Annotated in this window: 9 protein-coding genes; 4 read left to right on the top strand and 5 right to left on the bottom strand. The window is 68.3% G+C overall.

The features are described from left to right. Positions 1 to 9: 9 nt before the first annotated feature. From JCR33_RS09485 to JCR33_RS09470, 4 genes are all read right to left on the bottom strand, one after another. Positions 10 to 1,071: an NAD-dependent epimerase gene (locus tag JCR33_RS09485; RefSeq protein WP_198881820.1), complete on the bottom strand. Its 1,062-nt coding sequence runs from the start codon at positions 1,069 to 1,071 to the stop codon at positions 10 to 12. 235 nt (positions 1,072 to 1,306) lie between these two features. Beyond that, the gene (locus JCR33_RS09480; RefSeq protein ID WP_198881819.1) at positions 1,307 to 2,470 is read right to left on the bottom strand and encodes an EAL domain-containing response regulator; all 1,164 of its coding nucleotides are present in this window, start codon (positions 2,468 to 2,470) and stop codon (positions 1,307 to 1,309) included. 198 nt (positions 2,471 to 2,668) lie between these two features. After that, positions 2,669 to 3,349, bottom strand: a complete 681-nt coding sequence (locus JCR33_RS09475) for a response regulator transcription factor (protein ID WP_198881818.1) — start codon at positions 3,347 to 3,349, stop codon at positions 2,669 to 2,671. 313 nt (positions 3,350 to 3,662) lie between these two features. Beyond that, a complete protein-coding gene (locus JCR33_RS09470) occupies positions 3,663 to 4,919 on the bottom strand; it encodes a glycosyl hydrolase family 8 (protein ID WP_198881817.1) in 1,257 nt (418 codons plus the stop codon). Between the two features lie 591 nt (positions 4,920 to 5,510). On the opposite strand from JCR33_RS09470, the gene JCR33_RS09465 reads away from it, so the two are divergent. Then, positions 5,511 to 6,566 (top strand): sensor domain-containing diguanylate cyclase, encoded by a 1,056-nt coding sequence (locus JCR33_RS09465; protein ID WP_198881816.1) that lies wholly within the window; start codon positions 5,511 to 5,513, stop codon positions 6,564 to 6,566. Here JCR33_RS09465 and JCR33_RS09460 read toward each other — a convergent pair. Further along, entirely contained in the window at positions 6,556 to 8,475 is a 1,920-nt protein-coding gene (locus JCR33_RS09460; protein WP_198881815.1) for a tetratricopeptide repeat-containing sulfotransferase family protein, read from the bottom strand. The two genes, JCR33_RS09465 and JCR33_RS09460, sit on opposite strands and share 11 nt — an antisense overlap. A gap of 153 nt (positions 8,476 to 8,628) precedes the next feature. On the opposite strand from JCR33_RS09460, the gene JCR33_RS09455 reads away from it, so the two are divergent. The 3 genes from JCR33_RS09455 to JCR33_RS09445 all read left to right on the top strand — a co-directional run bounded on the left by JCR33_RS09455 (position 8,629) and on the right by JCR33_RS09445 (position 15,087). Then, the gene (locus JCR33_RS09455; protein WP_198881814.1) at positions 8,629 to 10,125 is read left to right on the top strand and encodes an amidohydrolase family protein; all 1,497 of its coding nucleotides are present in this window, start codon (positions 8,629 to 8,631) and stop codon (positions 10,123 to 10,125) included. 169 nt (positions 10,126 to 10,294) lie between these two features. Further along, entirely contained in the window at positions 10,295 to 11,914 is a 1,620-nt protein-coding gene (locus JCR33_RS09450) for an efflux RND transporter periplasmic adaptor subunit (RefSeq protein WP_198881813.1), read from the top strand. Further along, the gene (locus tag JCR33_RS09445) at positions 11,911 to 15,087 is read left to right on the top strand and encodes an efflux RND transporter permease subunit (protein WP_198881812.1); all 3,177 of its coding nucleotides are present in this window, start codon (positions 11,911 to 11,913) and stop codon (positions 15,085 to 15,087) included. The genes JCR33_RS09450 and JCR33_RS09445 overlap by 4 nt, the downstream gene beginning before the upstream one ends. The last annotated feature ends 94 nt before the right edge of the window (positions 15,088 to 15,181 follow it).

Below are 15,181 nucleotides of genomic sequence, written 5' to 3'. Positions count from 1 at the left end.
CCGGCCCGATCACGCCTTGCCCACGCGGGCCATGCGAGGCTCCGGCCGCCGCTCGCCGTAGTAGTCGAGATACCAGTCGACGAAGCGGCGGATGCCCTCCCGCACCGGCGTCTTCGGCTTGTAGCCCACGGCCGCCTCGAGGCGGGACGCGTCGGCGAAGGTGTCCGGCACGTCGCCGGCCTGGAGCGGCAGCAGCTCGCGGATCGCCTTGCGCCCCAACGCCTCCTCCAACGCCTCGATATAGGCGGAGAGGCGCACCGGGTTGTTGTTGCCGATGTTGAAGATGCGGAAGGGCGCGTCCGAGCGCGAGGGGTCGGGGTCGCGCGGGTCCCAGTCGGGATCGGGCTCGGCGGCGTGGTCGTTCACCCGCACCACCCCCTCCACGATGTCGTCGACATAGGTGAAGTCGCGGGTGTGGTTGCCCTGGTTGAACACCGGGATGGGCTCGCCGGCGAGGATCTTGCGGGTGAACAGGAAGAGCGCCATGTCCGGCCGCCCCCACGGGCCGTAGACGGTGAAGAAGCGCAGCCCCGTCGTCGGCAGGCGGAAGAGGTGGCTGTAGCTGTGCGCCATCAGCTCGTTGGCCCGCTTGGTCGCGGCGTAGAATTGCAGTGGATGGTCGGCGCCGTGGTTTTCGCTGAACGGCATCGTGGTGTTGGCGCCGTAGACCGACGAGGTGGAGGCGTAGGTGAGGTGCTCCACCTCGCCGTGGCGGCACCCCTCGAGGATGTTGGTGAAGCCGACGAGGTTGGAATCCACGTAGGCGTGCGGATCGACGAGGCTGTGGCGCACCCCGGCCTGGCCGGCGAGGTGGATCACCCGATCGAACCGCTCGCGGCGGAAGATCTCCGGCATCAGCACCCGGTCGGCGATATTGGCGCGCACGAACGTGAAGTCGGCCCCGGTGGCGGTGGCGAGGGCCTGCAGCTCGGCAAGCCGCGCCTCCTTGAGCGCGACGTCGTAATAGTCGTTGACGACGTCGAGGCCGACCACGCGGTCGCCGCGCTCGAGCAGCCGGCGCGCGGTGTGGAAGCCGACGAACCCCGCGGCGCCTGTCACGAGCACCTTCACGCCGCGCCCTCCCCGATGCCGACGCCCACGGCATGGGCGCCGCCCCGGCCGAGCCGGCGAGAAGAGTGCGGGAGCGGCGAAAGGCTTCGTCTCAACGGGTTCATCCTAGTGGCTGCAAAACAAAGCACACTTCGCGAATGCGCAACAGAGGGAGAACGTCACGCGCGAGCGGCGCTTGATCGTAGCCCCGAGGGCGCTCGCCCGATGCGGGCGGGCGCGAGCCGGTCGAGCGGTCTCAGGCGGCGGTGTTGCCGCGTCCCGAGTTGTACTGCATCTCGATGAGCTCGGGCGGCAGCGGCTGGCAGAGGCCGAAACCCTGCAGATAGTCCACCCCGCAATCGACCATCGTGTTCATGATGTCGACGCCCTCCACCCCTTCGGCGCACACCGAGAGGCCGAGCGAGTGGGCGAGTTCGACGCTCGTCTCCACGATGGAGCGCGCCTGGGGATCGGAGTGGGCCTTGGTGACGAAGGCGAGGTCGATCTTCAGCTGGTCGAACGGCACCTCGTAGAGACGTTGCATGGACGAGTGGCCGGTGCCGAAATCGTCGATCGACAGCGAGTAGCCGCGCAGCTTGAAGCGGGTCAGCGGCACGCGCCCGTTCGCCTCCGCGGCAATGTCGGCGCCTTCGGAGATCTCGAGGATCAGATCGCTGTGGTTGATCCCGTATTTCTCGACGATCGCATCGAACATGTTGGGCAGATTCGCCGTGTCGAGGATCTGCGAGGGGACGTTGATGGCGACGGCGGGGGTGAAGCCCACCTTGCGCCACGCGCTGAGCTGCCTCACCGCCGTCTCGAGCACGTAGAGGGTGAGCGTGATCCAGTCCTCGTGCCGCTCCACGACCGGCAGGAAGTCCCGCGGATAGAGCGTGCCCTTGGTGGGATGGGCCCAGCGCACCAGCGCCTCGACATAGCTGACGGGCTGGGTGCTGCCGGCGACGCGGAAGACGGGCTGATAGTGGACGTCGATCTCGCCCCGCTCGATGGCGCGCAGCAGCGTGGCGATGTCCACCGGAAGGGGATCCATCTCGGCGCTCAGCGTCTCGATCACCTTGGAGAAGTCGACGGGCTTGGCGAAGTTGCCGATCACCTCGAAGCCGCGCGCGGTGGCGATCCGCACGGCGGACTTGCGGGCGCTGTCGGAGCAGCCGCTCATCAGCATGATGCGCTTGGGGTGCGGGCGCTTCGACATTTCTTCCAGAAGCTCGACGCCGTCGACGCCGGGCATCATGAGATCGAAGAGAAGAACGTCGAAGTCCTCCGCGTCGAGCGCCTCGAGGAGATCGGTGGCCCGTGTGTAGGCACGGGCCTGAAAGCCCGCATCCATCAACGAGATCTTCAGGATCTCGCCGATGTGGGGCTCGTCGTCGACGATTCCGATTTTCGCGGCTGCCATCGCACGCTCCTCAAGAACGCCGTTCAGCCGGCTGCGCGACCGTTCGGCCTTCAGGCAGATCCATTCTCCCAGGACGGTATGCCAAAAGCACGGACTCCTACCGCTCCCTTATTCTTATGGGCAGACCACTCGATTTCAGTTGGCAAAATGCACTGAGTTGTCTGCAATCTGTAAAACCGGTCAAAAAAGTAAGCGAAATCAATCTACAATGTAACCCACTCTGTGCACAGTCCGGATCGCCGAGGGACCTGCCAGACCGAGTTTCTTGCGCAGGCTTGAAACGTAAACATCAATCCTGCGGTCGAGAGGATCACGAATCCCGGGTCCGACGACATAATTATAAAGCTCGTCGCGACTGAGGACGCTTCCCCGATTGCGTACGAGGCACGCCAGCGTCCGAAATTCCGACTCCGAGAGGTTCGCCTGGGCGCCCTGCTTGTCGAACACCGCATGGCGTTCGTGGTCGATCGTCCAGTCGCCGAACGCCACCGGCTCGCTCTCGTGGCGCGAGCGCATGCCGTCGCGCATCGCCCGCACCCGCGCCGCCCGACGCTTCACCCGGGCGAGGAGCTCACGATTGTCGAAGGGCTTGGTGATGTAATCGTCGGCCCCGACCTCGATGCCGATCACCCGGTCGAGCGTGCCGCCCTTACCGGACAGGATCATGATGCCGACGTCGTGGTGCATCGCGAGCTTGCGCACGAGGTCGAGGCCGTCCTTGTCCCTCAGCCGGAGGTCCACGAGAGCGACGAGAATGTCGTGCACCTCCAGAAGCCCTTCGGCCTCTTCGATGCCGGATGCCTTGATGACGTCGAAGCCTTCCTCGGAGAGGACCATGCCCACAAGGTTGCGGATGTCCATGTCGTCGTCGACGACCATGATCTTCTCTGTGCGCGCTGGACCCGCTCCATTTCTATGCATCACAACATCCCGAACCGTCCCTCCGAACGCGGTGCCGGAGTTTCGTCTTTCGCTCCTTTGCTCCCGCACGACCCTAGTTCAAAAGGCCGATCGCCCACCACGTTCGCACACTTAACATACGGATCTTACACAAAAAACCGAACGGCCAACGGCGCTGTGCCGCCGGCTTCGTCGGGCCGCGCGGGCCGATCTGCCGTGCCCGACGCGTCGTATATGATGGCACCTAGCGATTTCGATCCGCAAGCGTCACACGGTTTCGACTGACAACCCGTTACCGAGCCGTGTGCCCGAACTTGCGCATGATCCGGTCGCTGAAGGATGCGGCCCCGCTCGACTGGAACACGATGGTCCTCTGTCCGCTCCGCGCCACGCCCTGGCCGGTGCGGGGGGCCTGGCGCGACGAGCGGGGCGTGTAGCCCGGGCTGCTGCGCGACGCGAGGTAGATCGTGCTCGCCTGCGCCTCGCGCTGGCCGAGGCATTCGGCATGGTCGCGGCGGGCGACGACGAGGCCGAGGAGGTGCAGCGAGGAGGCGAAGTAGGTGGTGGGCCGGAAGGTCTGCAGCGCGGCCGGGATCGGTGCGCCGCGGCGGGCGCAGGCGGCGAGGGCCGCGATCATCCGGTAGCCCGGATCCTTCATCTCGCCGACGACGGAGCGATAGCCGAAGTGGTAGTCGACGGGATAGCCGAGGCCGCCGGCGTTCCAGGCGTCGTCGAAGCCGCGGAGATATTCCGACGGCTGACCGCCGAGCATGATGTAGAGCGGGATGCGAACGGCGTCGTAGGACGACTTGGCGGCGAAGCCGTTGGCGATCCGCGCCCCGCGCGGAGACACTGCCACCCAGTCGGGGACGAGCCCGCCCCGGCCTGCCTCGTCGGTCAGCCGCAGCCCTTCGGCCATCAGCTCGCGCCACGGATATTCGGGACGCACGACCTGGAACAGCGGGAAGGCGTCGTAGATATAGTAGGAGAGGTTCACGACCGGGCCCGGGTTGCCGGCCATGTCGTCGAAGCCGAACGCCGCCGGACGCAGAACCGGACGACCGTCCACGCGGGCGATGAGCTCGCTGCCGATGTCGTCGATGATCCGGTCCGCCTCGTGCGCGTAACCCCGATCGTCCCAGGTGAGCGCCGCCTTGAGCAGGGCGTAGGCGATCAGGATGTCGCCGTCGGAGGCGTTGTTGCGGTCGGTAACATGGGGCTCCGCCGCCGGCAGCCAGCGCCAGCTGAAGAGCGCGTCGGACCCGCGGATCTGCAGCTCGCGCTTGGTGAACTGCCAGATGCGCTGGAAGGTCTCGCGGTCGCCGGCCTCGAGCGCCAGGAGCATGCCGTAGCCCTGACCTTCGGAGTGACTTTGGCGGCCGTTCTCGCGATCCACCACGCGCCCGTCGTTGGTGACGAAGGCGGCGACGAAGCGGTTCCATTCGTCGGAGCGGATGTGCGGGGCCTCTCCCGTGGCGATCGGCCGCGCCGTCGACTGAAAGCTCATCGCCTCCGCCACCGGCGTGCCGAGGCCCCACTGCAATGCCATCAAACCGGCCGCAAGACGAGCCGCACGCGAGCAAGTCTTGATAAAGTGAAACGAACCGATCTTTGACATGACGTTCTCCGGCGCCTGAATGCGCCAACACGAAACGCCATCTCATCGGTTATGTATTTTCTCATGTTTTTCATGGATCCGAAAAAGATCGAGAGTTAAAGAGTAACGGTTCAGAAATCGCAGAAAATTAGATCACTATGGCGATTTTTTACCTATTTTGTATTTAAGACCCCTTAAATGCCGACAAAGACACCCAAGGTCTTGATTTTCAAACATGATATTACAAATAGACCCCCCTATCGGGGGCGCAGGCCCGGCATGGCTCGACGAGGATTCAATAAAATTCGTGCGCTTAGCGCAGGTGTGAACTACCTTTTGTCCGTCTTGGCGACGAGGCGCATGTGACAGGGCTTTGACGCTGCGTACAAATTCCAAACATCACCGACCGCGTGTTCACCGTAGAACGAGCCTCGCACGGTGCTCGCCGGACTGGGACAGCGCGACGATCGGCGCGATCCGATCAGACCTTCAGGGGCATGCGGAATGGCAAATTCTCGGCGTCGCTGGGACGAATCGGCGCGTTTGGCCGCCCTATCGCGACTGGCGATCCTCGATACCGACAGCGAGCCGACATACGATCATATCACCCGCGTCGCCCGGGCGTTGATGCAGACGCCCATCGCCGCCGTGTCGCTCGTCGACCAGGATCGCACCTGGTACAAGTCCGTCGACGGCATCGACCTCAGCGAGATGAAGCGTCGCTCCTCCTTCTGCGACACGACCATCCGGCGGCGCGAGCCGTTGGTGGTGCTCGATGCGCTGACCGACAAGAATTTCGCCGACTCCGCTCTCGTTGCCAGCCCGCCGCATGTGCGCAGCTACGTGGGCGTGCCGCTGAAGCTGGCCGACGGCTTCACCGTGGGCACGTTGTGCGCCATGGACGTGGTGCCGCGCACCTTTCAGATGGGCCAGATCAAGGCGCTGCGCGAACTCGCCGTCTGCGTCGAGAACGAGTTCGAGCTGCGCCTCAAGGCCTCGCTCGACCCTTTGACGGGCTTCCTCGGTCGCACCGCCTTCTTCTCCTGCATCGAGGCGGCGCAGCGGCAGGTGAACGAGGGGCTCTGCGCCACCCTCGCGATTCTCGATCTCGACCACTTCAAGCGGATCAACGACACCCTGGGCCACGCCGTGGGCGACGAGGTGCTGCGCACCGTGGCGGCGACCTGCTCCACCGCGTTCGATGCGCACGTCGACATCGGTCGGCTCGGGGGCGAGGAGCTGGGGCTTCTGTTCTCCCGCCGCACGGGCAAGGCGGCGGCGAGCCAGCTCGCCGGCCTGGCGCGGCGCATCGCGAGCCTGTCGTTCGACGGTCACCCCTACCTGCGCGTGACGGCGAGCTTCGGCGTCGGCAGCCTCATCGCCGGCGAGACGAGCCTCACCGCGCCGCTGCGGCGGGCGGACGCGGCGCTCTACCGGGCGAAGGCGTCCGGCCGCAACCAGGTCTGCGTGTTCGACGAGGACAGCGACGACACCAAGAGCGCCCCCGCGACCCTGCCCTATCTGCGCCAGCCGCGGGTGCGCGACCTGGAGCGGATCCCGGCGCCGCTCGTCGGCGCCACCGGCTCGCTCATGGTGTAGGCCGGGCGAGGCCGTCGACCAGCGGCTTCAGATGCTGGGCGTAGCGTCGCCAGTCGGCGTTGCTGCCGGCATAGATCGGCCGACGGACCTGCTGCAGGCTGCGCGTGCCGACCGCGCGAACGGTGCGGTGCGGCTCCAGGCAAGACGCGTCGAATTCCAGGCCGCAGCGGGCGAGGAGGCTGCGTATCTCGGCTTCCGGCGCCGCCGTCAGCCGCTCGTAGTCGAGATCGTGGATCTGGCCGGGAAAGCGCCGGTGCCAGAACGCCATCATCGCCTCGTAGAGGGCGTAGGCGGCCACGATGTCGTCGAGGTCGTAGGCATAGTCGTTGCCGCGCGTGGCGAAGAAGCTCTTGTAGATCGACCAGCCGGTGGCGACCGGATCGCGCCGCACGTGGATGATCGGCGCGTCGGGAAAGGCCATGGCGATGAAGCCGATGCGCCGATGGTTGGCGGGGAGCTTGTCGGTCAGGAACGGGCGGGAGGCGCCGAGATCGGCGACCGCCGCGAGGTAGTGGGCCTGGATGCCGGCAAGCGCGTCGGCGCTCAGCGCGTCGGCCCGCAACCGTTCCAGCGGGCCGAGATGGGCGTGGATCGCGCGCTCGAGCGCGAGGATCTCCCCCGCGGCGTCGACCTCGGCGTGGCTTGCGAGGATCTGCTCCACCAAGGTGGTGCCCGAGCGCGGCATGCCGACGATGAAGATCGGCCCCCGCGCCCCGCCCGAAGGGGCCGCCAGCTCGGCCGGAGCCGTGGCGAAGACTTCCATCAGCCGGTCGACGGCGGCGCGGTCGGCGGCGGCGTCGTACGGTGCCTCGGCGCGGCGCAGCGCGTTCGCACGGGCAAAGTGGGAGAACGCCTCGTCGATCGCCCCCGCCTCGTCGGCGACCTTGGCGAGGGCGAACGAGAGGTGGATCCCATCGCGCCGGCGAATGGCCGGGCGGGCGAGGAGGCTTCGCATTGCCGCCGCCTCGGGGCCGTCGGGCGCGAGCGTCACGATGGTGGCGAGGTTGTAGTAGGCCTCCGCGCTTGCCGGATCGGCCTGCAGCGCCGTCCGGAGCGCGTCCGCCGCCGGCTCCATGCGGCCGAGCTCGGCGAGGGTGACGCCACGGTTGACCGCGCAGCCGGCAAAGCCCGGTCGTAGCGCGAGCGCCCGCTCGTAGGCGGCGAGGGCGCAGCGGTGGCGCCCGGCAGCCCGCAGTGTGTTGCCGAGATTGTTGTGCGCCTCGGCAAAGTCCGGCTGGAGCGCCACGGCCCGCTCCAGGCACGAGATCGCCTCGCCGTAGCGGCCGTACTCGCCGAGCGCGACGCCGAGATTGTTGAGTGCCGACGGATAGGCCGGCCGCAGCCGCACCGCCTTGCCGAGCGCGGCCACCGCCTCGCCGTAGCGCCCGAGCCCGCTCAGCGCGGCGCCGAGATTGTTGTAGGCCTCGGCGAATTCCGGATGGATGGCGATCGCCTCGCCGTAGGCGGCGAGCGCCGCCTCGACCTCGCCCGCCGCCCTCAGGGCGTTGGCGAGGTTGTTGTGCGCCTCCGGAAAGGTAGGCTGGATCCTGATCGCGGCGCGGAAAGCGGCGACGGCGGCCTCAGGCTGACCGAGGCCGAGCTGGGCGAGCCCGACGAGGAAGGGCAGCTGCGCGGCATCCGGATGATCGCGCAGAAGGCTCGGCGCTTCGGCGAGGAGCACCTGGTGCCGGCCCGTCTTCACGAGGCGGTCGAGCCGGGCGACGGCGGCGCGCACCCGCTTCGCCTTCGCGCCGGAGCCGGTGGGCGTCGGGTCGCGCAGCGCCTTCAGCCCCTCGGCGGCGCGGGCGTTGGCCGGATGGCGGGCGAGAACGTCGCGATAGATCCGGTCCGCCGCGAGATAGTCTCCCTTCCGCGCGAGGGCGCGGGCCTGCGACAGGGATCGGTCCACTGGGCTCGAGTTTGGAGGGCTGAAGCTGGGCATGGGCGTCGCACCGTCCTTTCGCGAGGTCTGCCGCGGCGATGAAACCCGCGGGGGCTCTCGCGGAGCTTGCCGCGCCGGCCGAGGCGCGCCAGTAAGGACGGAGACGCCGCGGAGGATGCGATGCCTGCAACGCCGGAGTTCACCATCATTCGCGGCGGCCGGCTCGCCGATCCGAGGACGCCGGACGCGCCGTTCGTCGACATTCTCGTCGAGCGCGACACGATCCGAGAGATCGGCCCGCCGGGCCTCGCCGCCCCAGAAGGCGCGCTGACCTTCGAGGCCGGCGGCAAGCTGATGCACGCCGGCCTCGTCAACGCCCACACCCACGGCCACGGCAACCTCTCCAAGGGGTTCGGCGACCGCTGGACGCTGGAGCTTCTTCTCACCGCCGCCCCCTGGGTCGGCGGCGCGCGCACCGAGGAGGACAAATATCTCTCCACCCTCATCGGCGCCGCGGAGATGCTGCTGAAGGGCTCGACCGCCTGCTACGACCTCGCCTTCGAGTTTCCGGCACCGACGCCCTCCGGCCTCGGCGCCATCGCCAAGGCCTACGGCGACGTCGGCATGCGCGCGATCGTCGCCCCGATGGTCGCCGACCTCACCTTCTTCGAGGCGATCCCCGGCCTCAAGGAGGCACTGCCCGACCCGCTGCGACGCGAGGTGGAGGCGCTGTCCATGGCCCCCGCCGACACGACCCTCGCCCGCATCCGCGAGGCGGTGGAGACCTGGGCGGGCGGCGACACCGTCCGCCCCGCCGTCGCCCCCACCATCCCGCACCACTGCACCGACGGGTTCCTCACCGGCTGCCGCGACATCGCCCGGGCACACGGCATCGGCCTCCACAGCCACGTGGCCGAGTCCAAGATGCAGGCGATCGTCGGTCGCTCGCGCTACGCGAGCACGCTGCTCGCCCACATGGACCGTCTCGGCCTCGTGGGACCCGAGTTCGTGGTCGCCCACGGCGTGTGGCTCGACGACGACGACATGCGTCGCCTCGCCGACCACGGTGCCTCGGTGGCGCACAACCCGGGCAGCAACGCCCTCCTCGGCAGCGGCATCGCCGACGCGCGCCGCATGCTCGACCTCGGCGTCAATCTCGGCATCGGCACCGACGGGTCGGGGTGCAGCGACAACCAGAACATGTACGAGGCGATGCGCACGGCGATCTACGTCAGCCACGCCCGCGGCCCGGCCCATCTCGCCGAGTGGCTGTCGAACGGCGAGGTGTTCGCCGCCGCCACGGAGGGGAGCGCCCGCGCGCTGGGGTTCGATCGGCTCGGCCGCATCGCCCCCACCTATCAGGCCGACATCGTGTTCCTCGACCTCTCCTCGATCAACTTCATCCCGCTCAACAACGCGATCAATCAGATCGTCCTGTGCGAGGATGGCCGTTCGGTGAGCGACGTGATGGTGGGCGGGCGCATGGTGGTGCGCGACAAGCGTGTGGTGGGCCTCGATCTCGCCCGCCTCGCGGCCGACGCCGAGGCCACCCGCGAGCGCCTCGCCGCGGCGACGGTCCGCCAGAAGGCGCTCTTCGACCGCCTCGCGCCGCTCGTCTCCTCCTACTGTCCGGGCCTTGCCGCCGCGCCCTATCACGTGGAGCGCCACGCCCACTGAGGCGAGGCGACGGGTGATGCAGCGACGCAACACCGGGGGACCGTCGCGAGCGACTCCGGCGCAGGCGACGGCAACCGCCGCCGCGGCGAGCCCTCGATCACGCCATGGCGAGGTGCAATGCAACCGGCGGGATGCTAAGGGTCGGACGACGCTTGCACGGAGACATCAGATGGCGACACCAACCGCAAACGCTCCTCGGATCCGCACGAGGAGCGGGCTGGCCGCAATCCTGCTTGCGACCGCTGCAGTCGGTGCCGCCACGTCCGCCGAGGCCCAGAATTCCGCCCCGCCGCCCGCCGTCGTGGTGGAGGCCGTCAAGGCGCAGAACGTCTCCCGCAGCGGCCAATATGTCGGCCGCATTCAGGCAATCCAGTCGGTCGACCTCGTCGCCCGCGTCGAGGGCTTTCTCGACAGCGTGAATTTCGCCGAAGGATCGATGGTGAAGAAGGGCACGGTCCTCTTCAACATCGAGCGGGCTCCCTACGAGGCGAGCCTCGCCGCGGCCCAGGGTCAGCTCGCCGCCGCCAAGGCCCAGGTCACCGGCAGCCAAGCGACCCTGAAGAACGCGCAAACCGTGCTCGACCGGCAGCTCGCCCTCGTCAAGCGCGGCACCGTCTCCCAGGCGACGGCCGACGACGCGCAAGCCTCACGCGACACCGCCGCGGCGCAGGTCGAGCAGGCGCAGGCCTCGGTGCAGCAGGCCGAGGCCTCGGTGCAATCCGCCCAGCTCAACCTCTCCTACACCGACGTAGTGGCCCCGATCGACGGCCGCATCGGCGTGGTGGCGATCACCGAAGGCAACCTCGTCAACACCGCGTCCGGCACGCTCGCCACGATCAACCAGCTCAACCCGATCCGCGTCGCCTTCTCCATCCCGGAGGCGCTCTACATCAACCTGATGCAGGGCGTGGATCCGGACGCGCCCAAGAGCTCCGGCAACGGCGCTTCCAGCAGCGCCACGGCGACGGGCGGCGCAGCGTCGAGCCCCGCGACGCCCTCGACGAGCGGCTCGGACACGAGCGCCTCGGCGGCGACGACCGGCTCCTCCGATACCAGTTCTTCCGGCACCAGCTCCTCCGGGACCGGCACGACCGCGCCGACCGACGGCGGCGCGGCAGCGGCGACGAGCACTTCGCCGGCGAGCAGCAGCGACGCCGGCCAGAGCGCAGCCGCCGGTACGGACGGCTCCGGCGCGTCCGGCGCCAGCGCCTCGGCCGCGGGCGGAACGGGCGCGGCGCCCGCCGCCGCCACGCCCGGCCCCTTGAGCGGCCGGCCGCCGTCCGATCTCTTCGAGCCGCTGCTGACCCTCGCCAACGGGTCGACCTACGACCAGGACGGCGACATCAGCTTCGCCAGCAACCAGATCGACCCCGGCACGGGCACGCTGGTGATCTACGCCGACTTCCCCAATCCCAAGGCAGCGCTCCTGCCCGGCGCTTTCGTGACCGTGAAGGTGCAGGAGGCGCAGAAGACCATGCTGCCGGTGATTCCGGCCTCGGCAATCCTGCAGGACCGCGAGGGCCAGTACGTGTTCGTGCTCGACGGCAGCAACACCGTGCAGGAGCGCCGCATCCAGACCGGCCAGACGATCGAGGCCGGCGTGCCCGTGACCGAGGGCCTCGTCGAAGGCGACACGATCATCGTGCAGGGCATCCAGAAGGTTCGACCGGGCATCGCGGTGACGCCGACCCGGGCGAGCGCGTCGGGTAGCGGCGCATCCGGCTCCGGCACGTCGGGCGGCTCGTCGACCGGCGGCTCCGCGCCCCGCACCGGCAGCAGCGCCCAATGATCTCGCGCGTCTTTGTCGAGCGCCCGCGCCTCGCAATCGTCATCTCGCTCGTCATCACCATCGCCGGGGCGCTCTGCCTCATGGCGATGCCGGTGGCGCAATATCCGGAGATCACACCACCCGTCGTGCAGGTGACGGCGAGCTATCCGGGCGCCGATTCGGAGACCATCGCCCTCACCGTCGGCGCTCCCATCGAAGAGCAGGTGAACGGCGTGGAGGACATGATCTACATGTCGTCCACCTCGTCCTCCGCCGGCACCTACACGCTGAGCGTCACCTTCGCGATCGGCACCGACCCCGACATCGCCCAGGTGAACACGCAGAACCGCGTGTCGCAGGCGCTCGCCCAGCTGCCGCAGACGGTGCAGGCGCTCGGCGTGACCACCCAGGCCCAGTCCACCAACATGCTGGGCGTCATCAACGTCTTTTCGCCGGACGGGCGGTTCGACCCGATCTACATCTCGAACTACTCGACCATCAACGTCCGCGATCCGCTGTCGCGCGTCGAGGGCGTCGGCAACGCCACCCTTCTCGGCGCGCTCGACTACTCGATGCGCGTCTGGCTCGACCCGATCAAGCTCGCCTCGCTCAGCCTCTCCACCGCCGACATCACGAGCGCCATCCAGGCGCAGAACATCCAAGCCTCGCTCGGCACCATCGGCGGCCCGCCGGCCAACGACGACCAGGCGCTGCAGTACACCATCACCGGCCTCGGCCAGTTCCAGTCGCCGGAGCAGTTCGAGAACATCATCATCGCCACCGGCGCCGACGGCGCCGTCGTGCGCCTGCGCGACGTGGCGCGCATCGAGCTCGGCGCGCAGACCTACTCCGCCCTCTCCTCGCTCAACGGCAAGCCCGCCGCGAGCGTCGCGATCTATCAGGCCCCCGGCGCCAACGCGCTCGGCGTGATGACGGACATTCGGGAGCAGCTGAAGGACATCAAGTCCCGCTTCCCCGACGGAATCGACGCCGAGCTCGTCTACGACAGCACCCTCTTCGTCTCCGCCTCGATCGAAGAGATCAAGATGACGCTGGCCATCACCGCCGTCATCGTGATGCTCGTGACCTACGTCTTCCTCGGCAACCTGCGCGCCACGATCATCCCGGCCGCGACGATCCCGGTATCGCTCATCGGCGTGTTCGTGATCCTCCTGGCGGTGGGCTTTTCGGCCAATACCATCAGTCTCTTCGCGGTGGTGCTCGCCATCGGCATCGTCGTCGACGACGCCATTGTGGTGGTGGAGAACGTCGAACGCGTGATGGAGGAGGAGGGGCTCGACCGGCGCGCCGCGACGCTCAAGGCGATGGAGCAGGTGCAGGGGCCGATCATCTCCACCACGCTGGTGCTGTTCGCCCTGTTCGGCCCGGTCGCCTTCTTCCCGGGCATCACCGGCGAGCTGTTCCGTCAGTTCGCCGTCACCATCGCCTCGGCGGTGCTTTTGTCCTCGATCAACGCGCTGACCCTGTCCCCGGCGATCTGTGCGCTGGTGCTCAAGCCGACGGCGAAGAAGATCCTGCCGCTCCGGGCCTTCGACAAGGTGCTCGACACCACCCGCAACGGCTATGTCGGCATGGTGAGCATGATCGCGCGGCGCTCGCTGATCGCCGGCATCGCCATCGTGGCGGCGGGCGTCGCCTCCGGCGTGATCCTCGGCAAGGTGCCGACCGACTTCATCCCGAACGAAGACCAGGGCGTGCTGTTCGTCGACGTCTCGCTGCCGTCGGCCGCCGCCCTGCCGCGCAGCCAGGCCGTATCGGCCCGCATCAACGAGATCGCGCAGAAGACCGACGGCGTCGCCAACGTGATCACGGTGTCGGGCTACAGCCTCCTCACCGGCGCTCCGGCCTCCAACACCGGCCTCGCCGTCATCGTGCTGAAGCCGTGGTCGGAGCGCACGACCCCCGAGACCAGCCTGAAGGCGATCTACGCACACCTGACCAAGGAGTTCGCGGCGATGCCGGAGGCGAACGTGTTCGCCTTCCCGCCGCCGCCGATCCCGGGCCTCGGCTCCGCCGCCGGCTTCGACTATCGCCTGCAGGCGCTCGGCGGTCAGTCGCCGCAGGAGCTCGATCAGGCGCTCAAGGGGCTCACCGTCGCCGCCAACGGCGAGCCCGCGATCGGCCGCGCCTACTCCACCTTCGCCGCCGACGTGCCGCAGATCTATCTCGACATCGATCGCGCCAAGGCCGAGAGCCTCAACGTGCCGATCTCCTCGCTCTACGACACCCTGCAGGCGCAGCTCGGATCGAAGTACGTCAACGATTTCTCGTATTTGGGCCGCATCTTCCAGGTCAACATCCAGGCCGACGCCGACTACCGCGACAGCATCCAGGACCTCAACCGCATCTACGTGCGCTCCACCGACGGCAACATGGTGCCGGTGTCGACGCTCGCCCGACCTCACTTCACCCTCGGGCCGGACCTTTCCTACCGCTACAACCAGTTCGCCTCCGCGCCGATCAACGGCTCCGCCGCCCCCGGCTTCTCCAACGGTCAGGCGATGGCGGCGATGGCGGCGGTGTCGGCCAAGGAGCTGCCGGAGGGCTTCTCCTATTCCTGGTCGAGCATGTCCTACCAGGAGCAGGGCCAAAGCGGGACGCTCGGCGTCCTCCTCGCCCTCTCCGTGCTGTTCGGCTATCTCTTCCTGGTGGGCCTCTACGAGAGCTGGATGAACCCGTTCGCCGTGCTCGCCTCGGTGACCGTCGCCGCCCTCGGCGCCATCGGCACGATCGCCTACTTCGGCGTCACCAACAACGTGTATGTCCAGATCGGCCTCGTGCTGCTCGTCGGCCTCGCGGCGAAGAACGCCATTCTCATCGTGGAGTTCGCCAAGGAGGCGCGCGAGGCGGGGCACACGCGCTACGAAGCGGCGCGGCAGGCCGCCCACATGCGGTTCCGCGCGGTGCTGATGACCGCCTTCGCCTTCATCCTCGGCGCCGTGCCGCTGGTGACGGCGTCGGGTGCGGGCGCCGTGTCGCGCGTCGTCCTCGGCCTCACCGTGATGGGCGGCATGTTCGCGGCGACCTGCATCGGCATCATCTTCATCCCCGGCCTCTACGTGATGTTCCAGTGGCTCGGCGACGTGGTCAGCCGGCGCCGCGACACTCCGGAGCGGACCGGGGCCCCTCCGCCCCCGCCGCACGGGCAGCCGCACCCCGCCCCGGCGGAGTAGCTCGCCGGATTGTGACCGGACCGGGGGTGCCGACGGCGCCATGCCGCAGCGCCCCCGGCCCCCTGACGACCTAGGTCCTCGACAAGCATCCCGA

Origin of the sequence: Acuticoccus mangrovi (genome assembly GCF_016411865.1) — a bacterium.
Taxonomy (GTDB): Bacteria; Pseudomonadota; Alphaproteobacteria; order Rhizobiales; family Amorphaceae; genus Acuticoccus; species Acuticoccus mangrovi.
Note: the sequence above shows the minus strand (reverse complement) of the source record. Positions and strands in the feature narration are given on the sequence as shown.

Coding starts and splice junctions, on each gene's coding strand:
- JCR33_RS09480 (WP_198881819.1), bottom strand. CDS start 2,470: ATGGCAGCCGCGAAAATCGGAATCGTCGACGACGAGCCCCACATCGGC.
- JCR33_RS09475 (WP_198881818.1), bottom strand. CDS start 3,349: ATGGTCGTCGACGACGACATGGACATCCGCAACCTTGTGGGCATGGTC.
- JCR33_RS09470 (WP_198881817.1), bottom strand. CDS start 4,919: ATGGCATTGCAGTGGGGCCTCGGCACGCCGGTGGCGGAGGCGATGAGC.
- JCR33_RS09455 (WP_198881814.1), top strand. CDS start 8,629: ATGCCTGCAACGCCGGAGTTCACCATCATTCGCGGCGGCCGGCTCGCC.
- JCR33_RS09450 (WP_198881813.1), top strand. CDS start 10,295: ATGGCGACACCAACCGCAAACGCTCCTCGGATCCGCACGAGGAGCGGG.
- JCR33_RS09445 (WP_198881812.1), top strand. CDS start 11,911: ATGATCTCGCGCGTCTTTGTCGAGCGCCCGCGCCTCGCAATCGTCATC.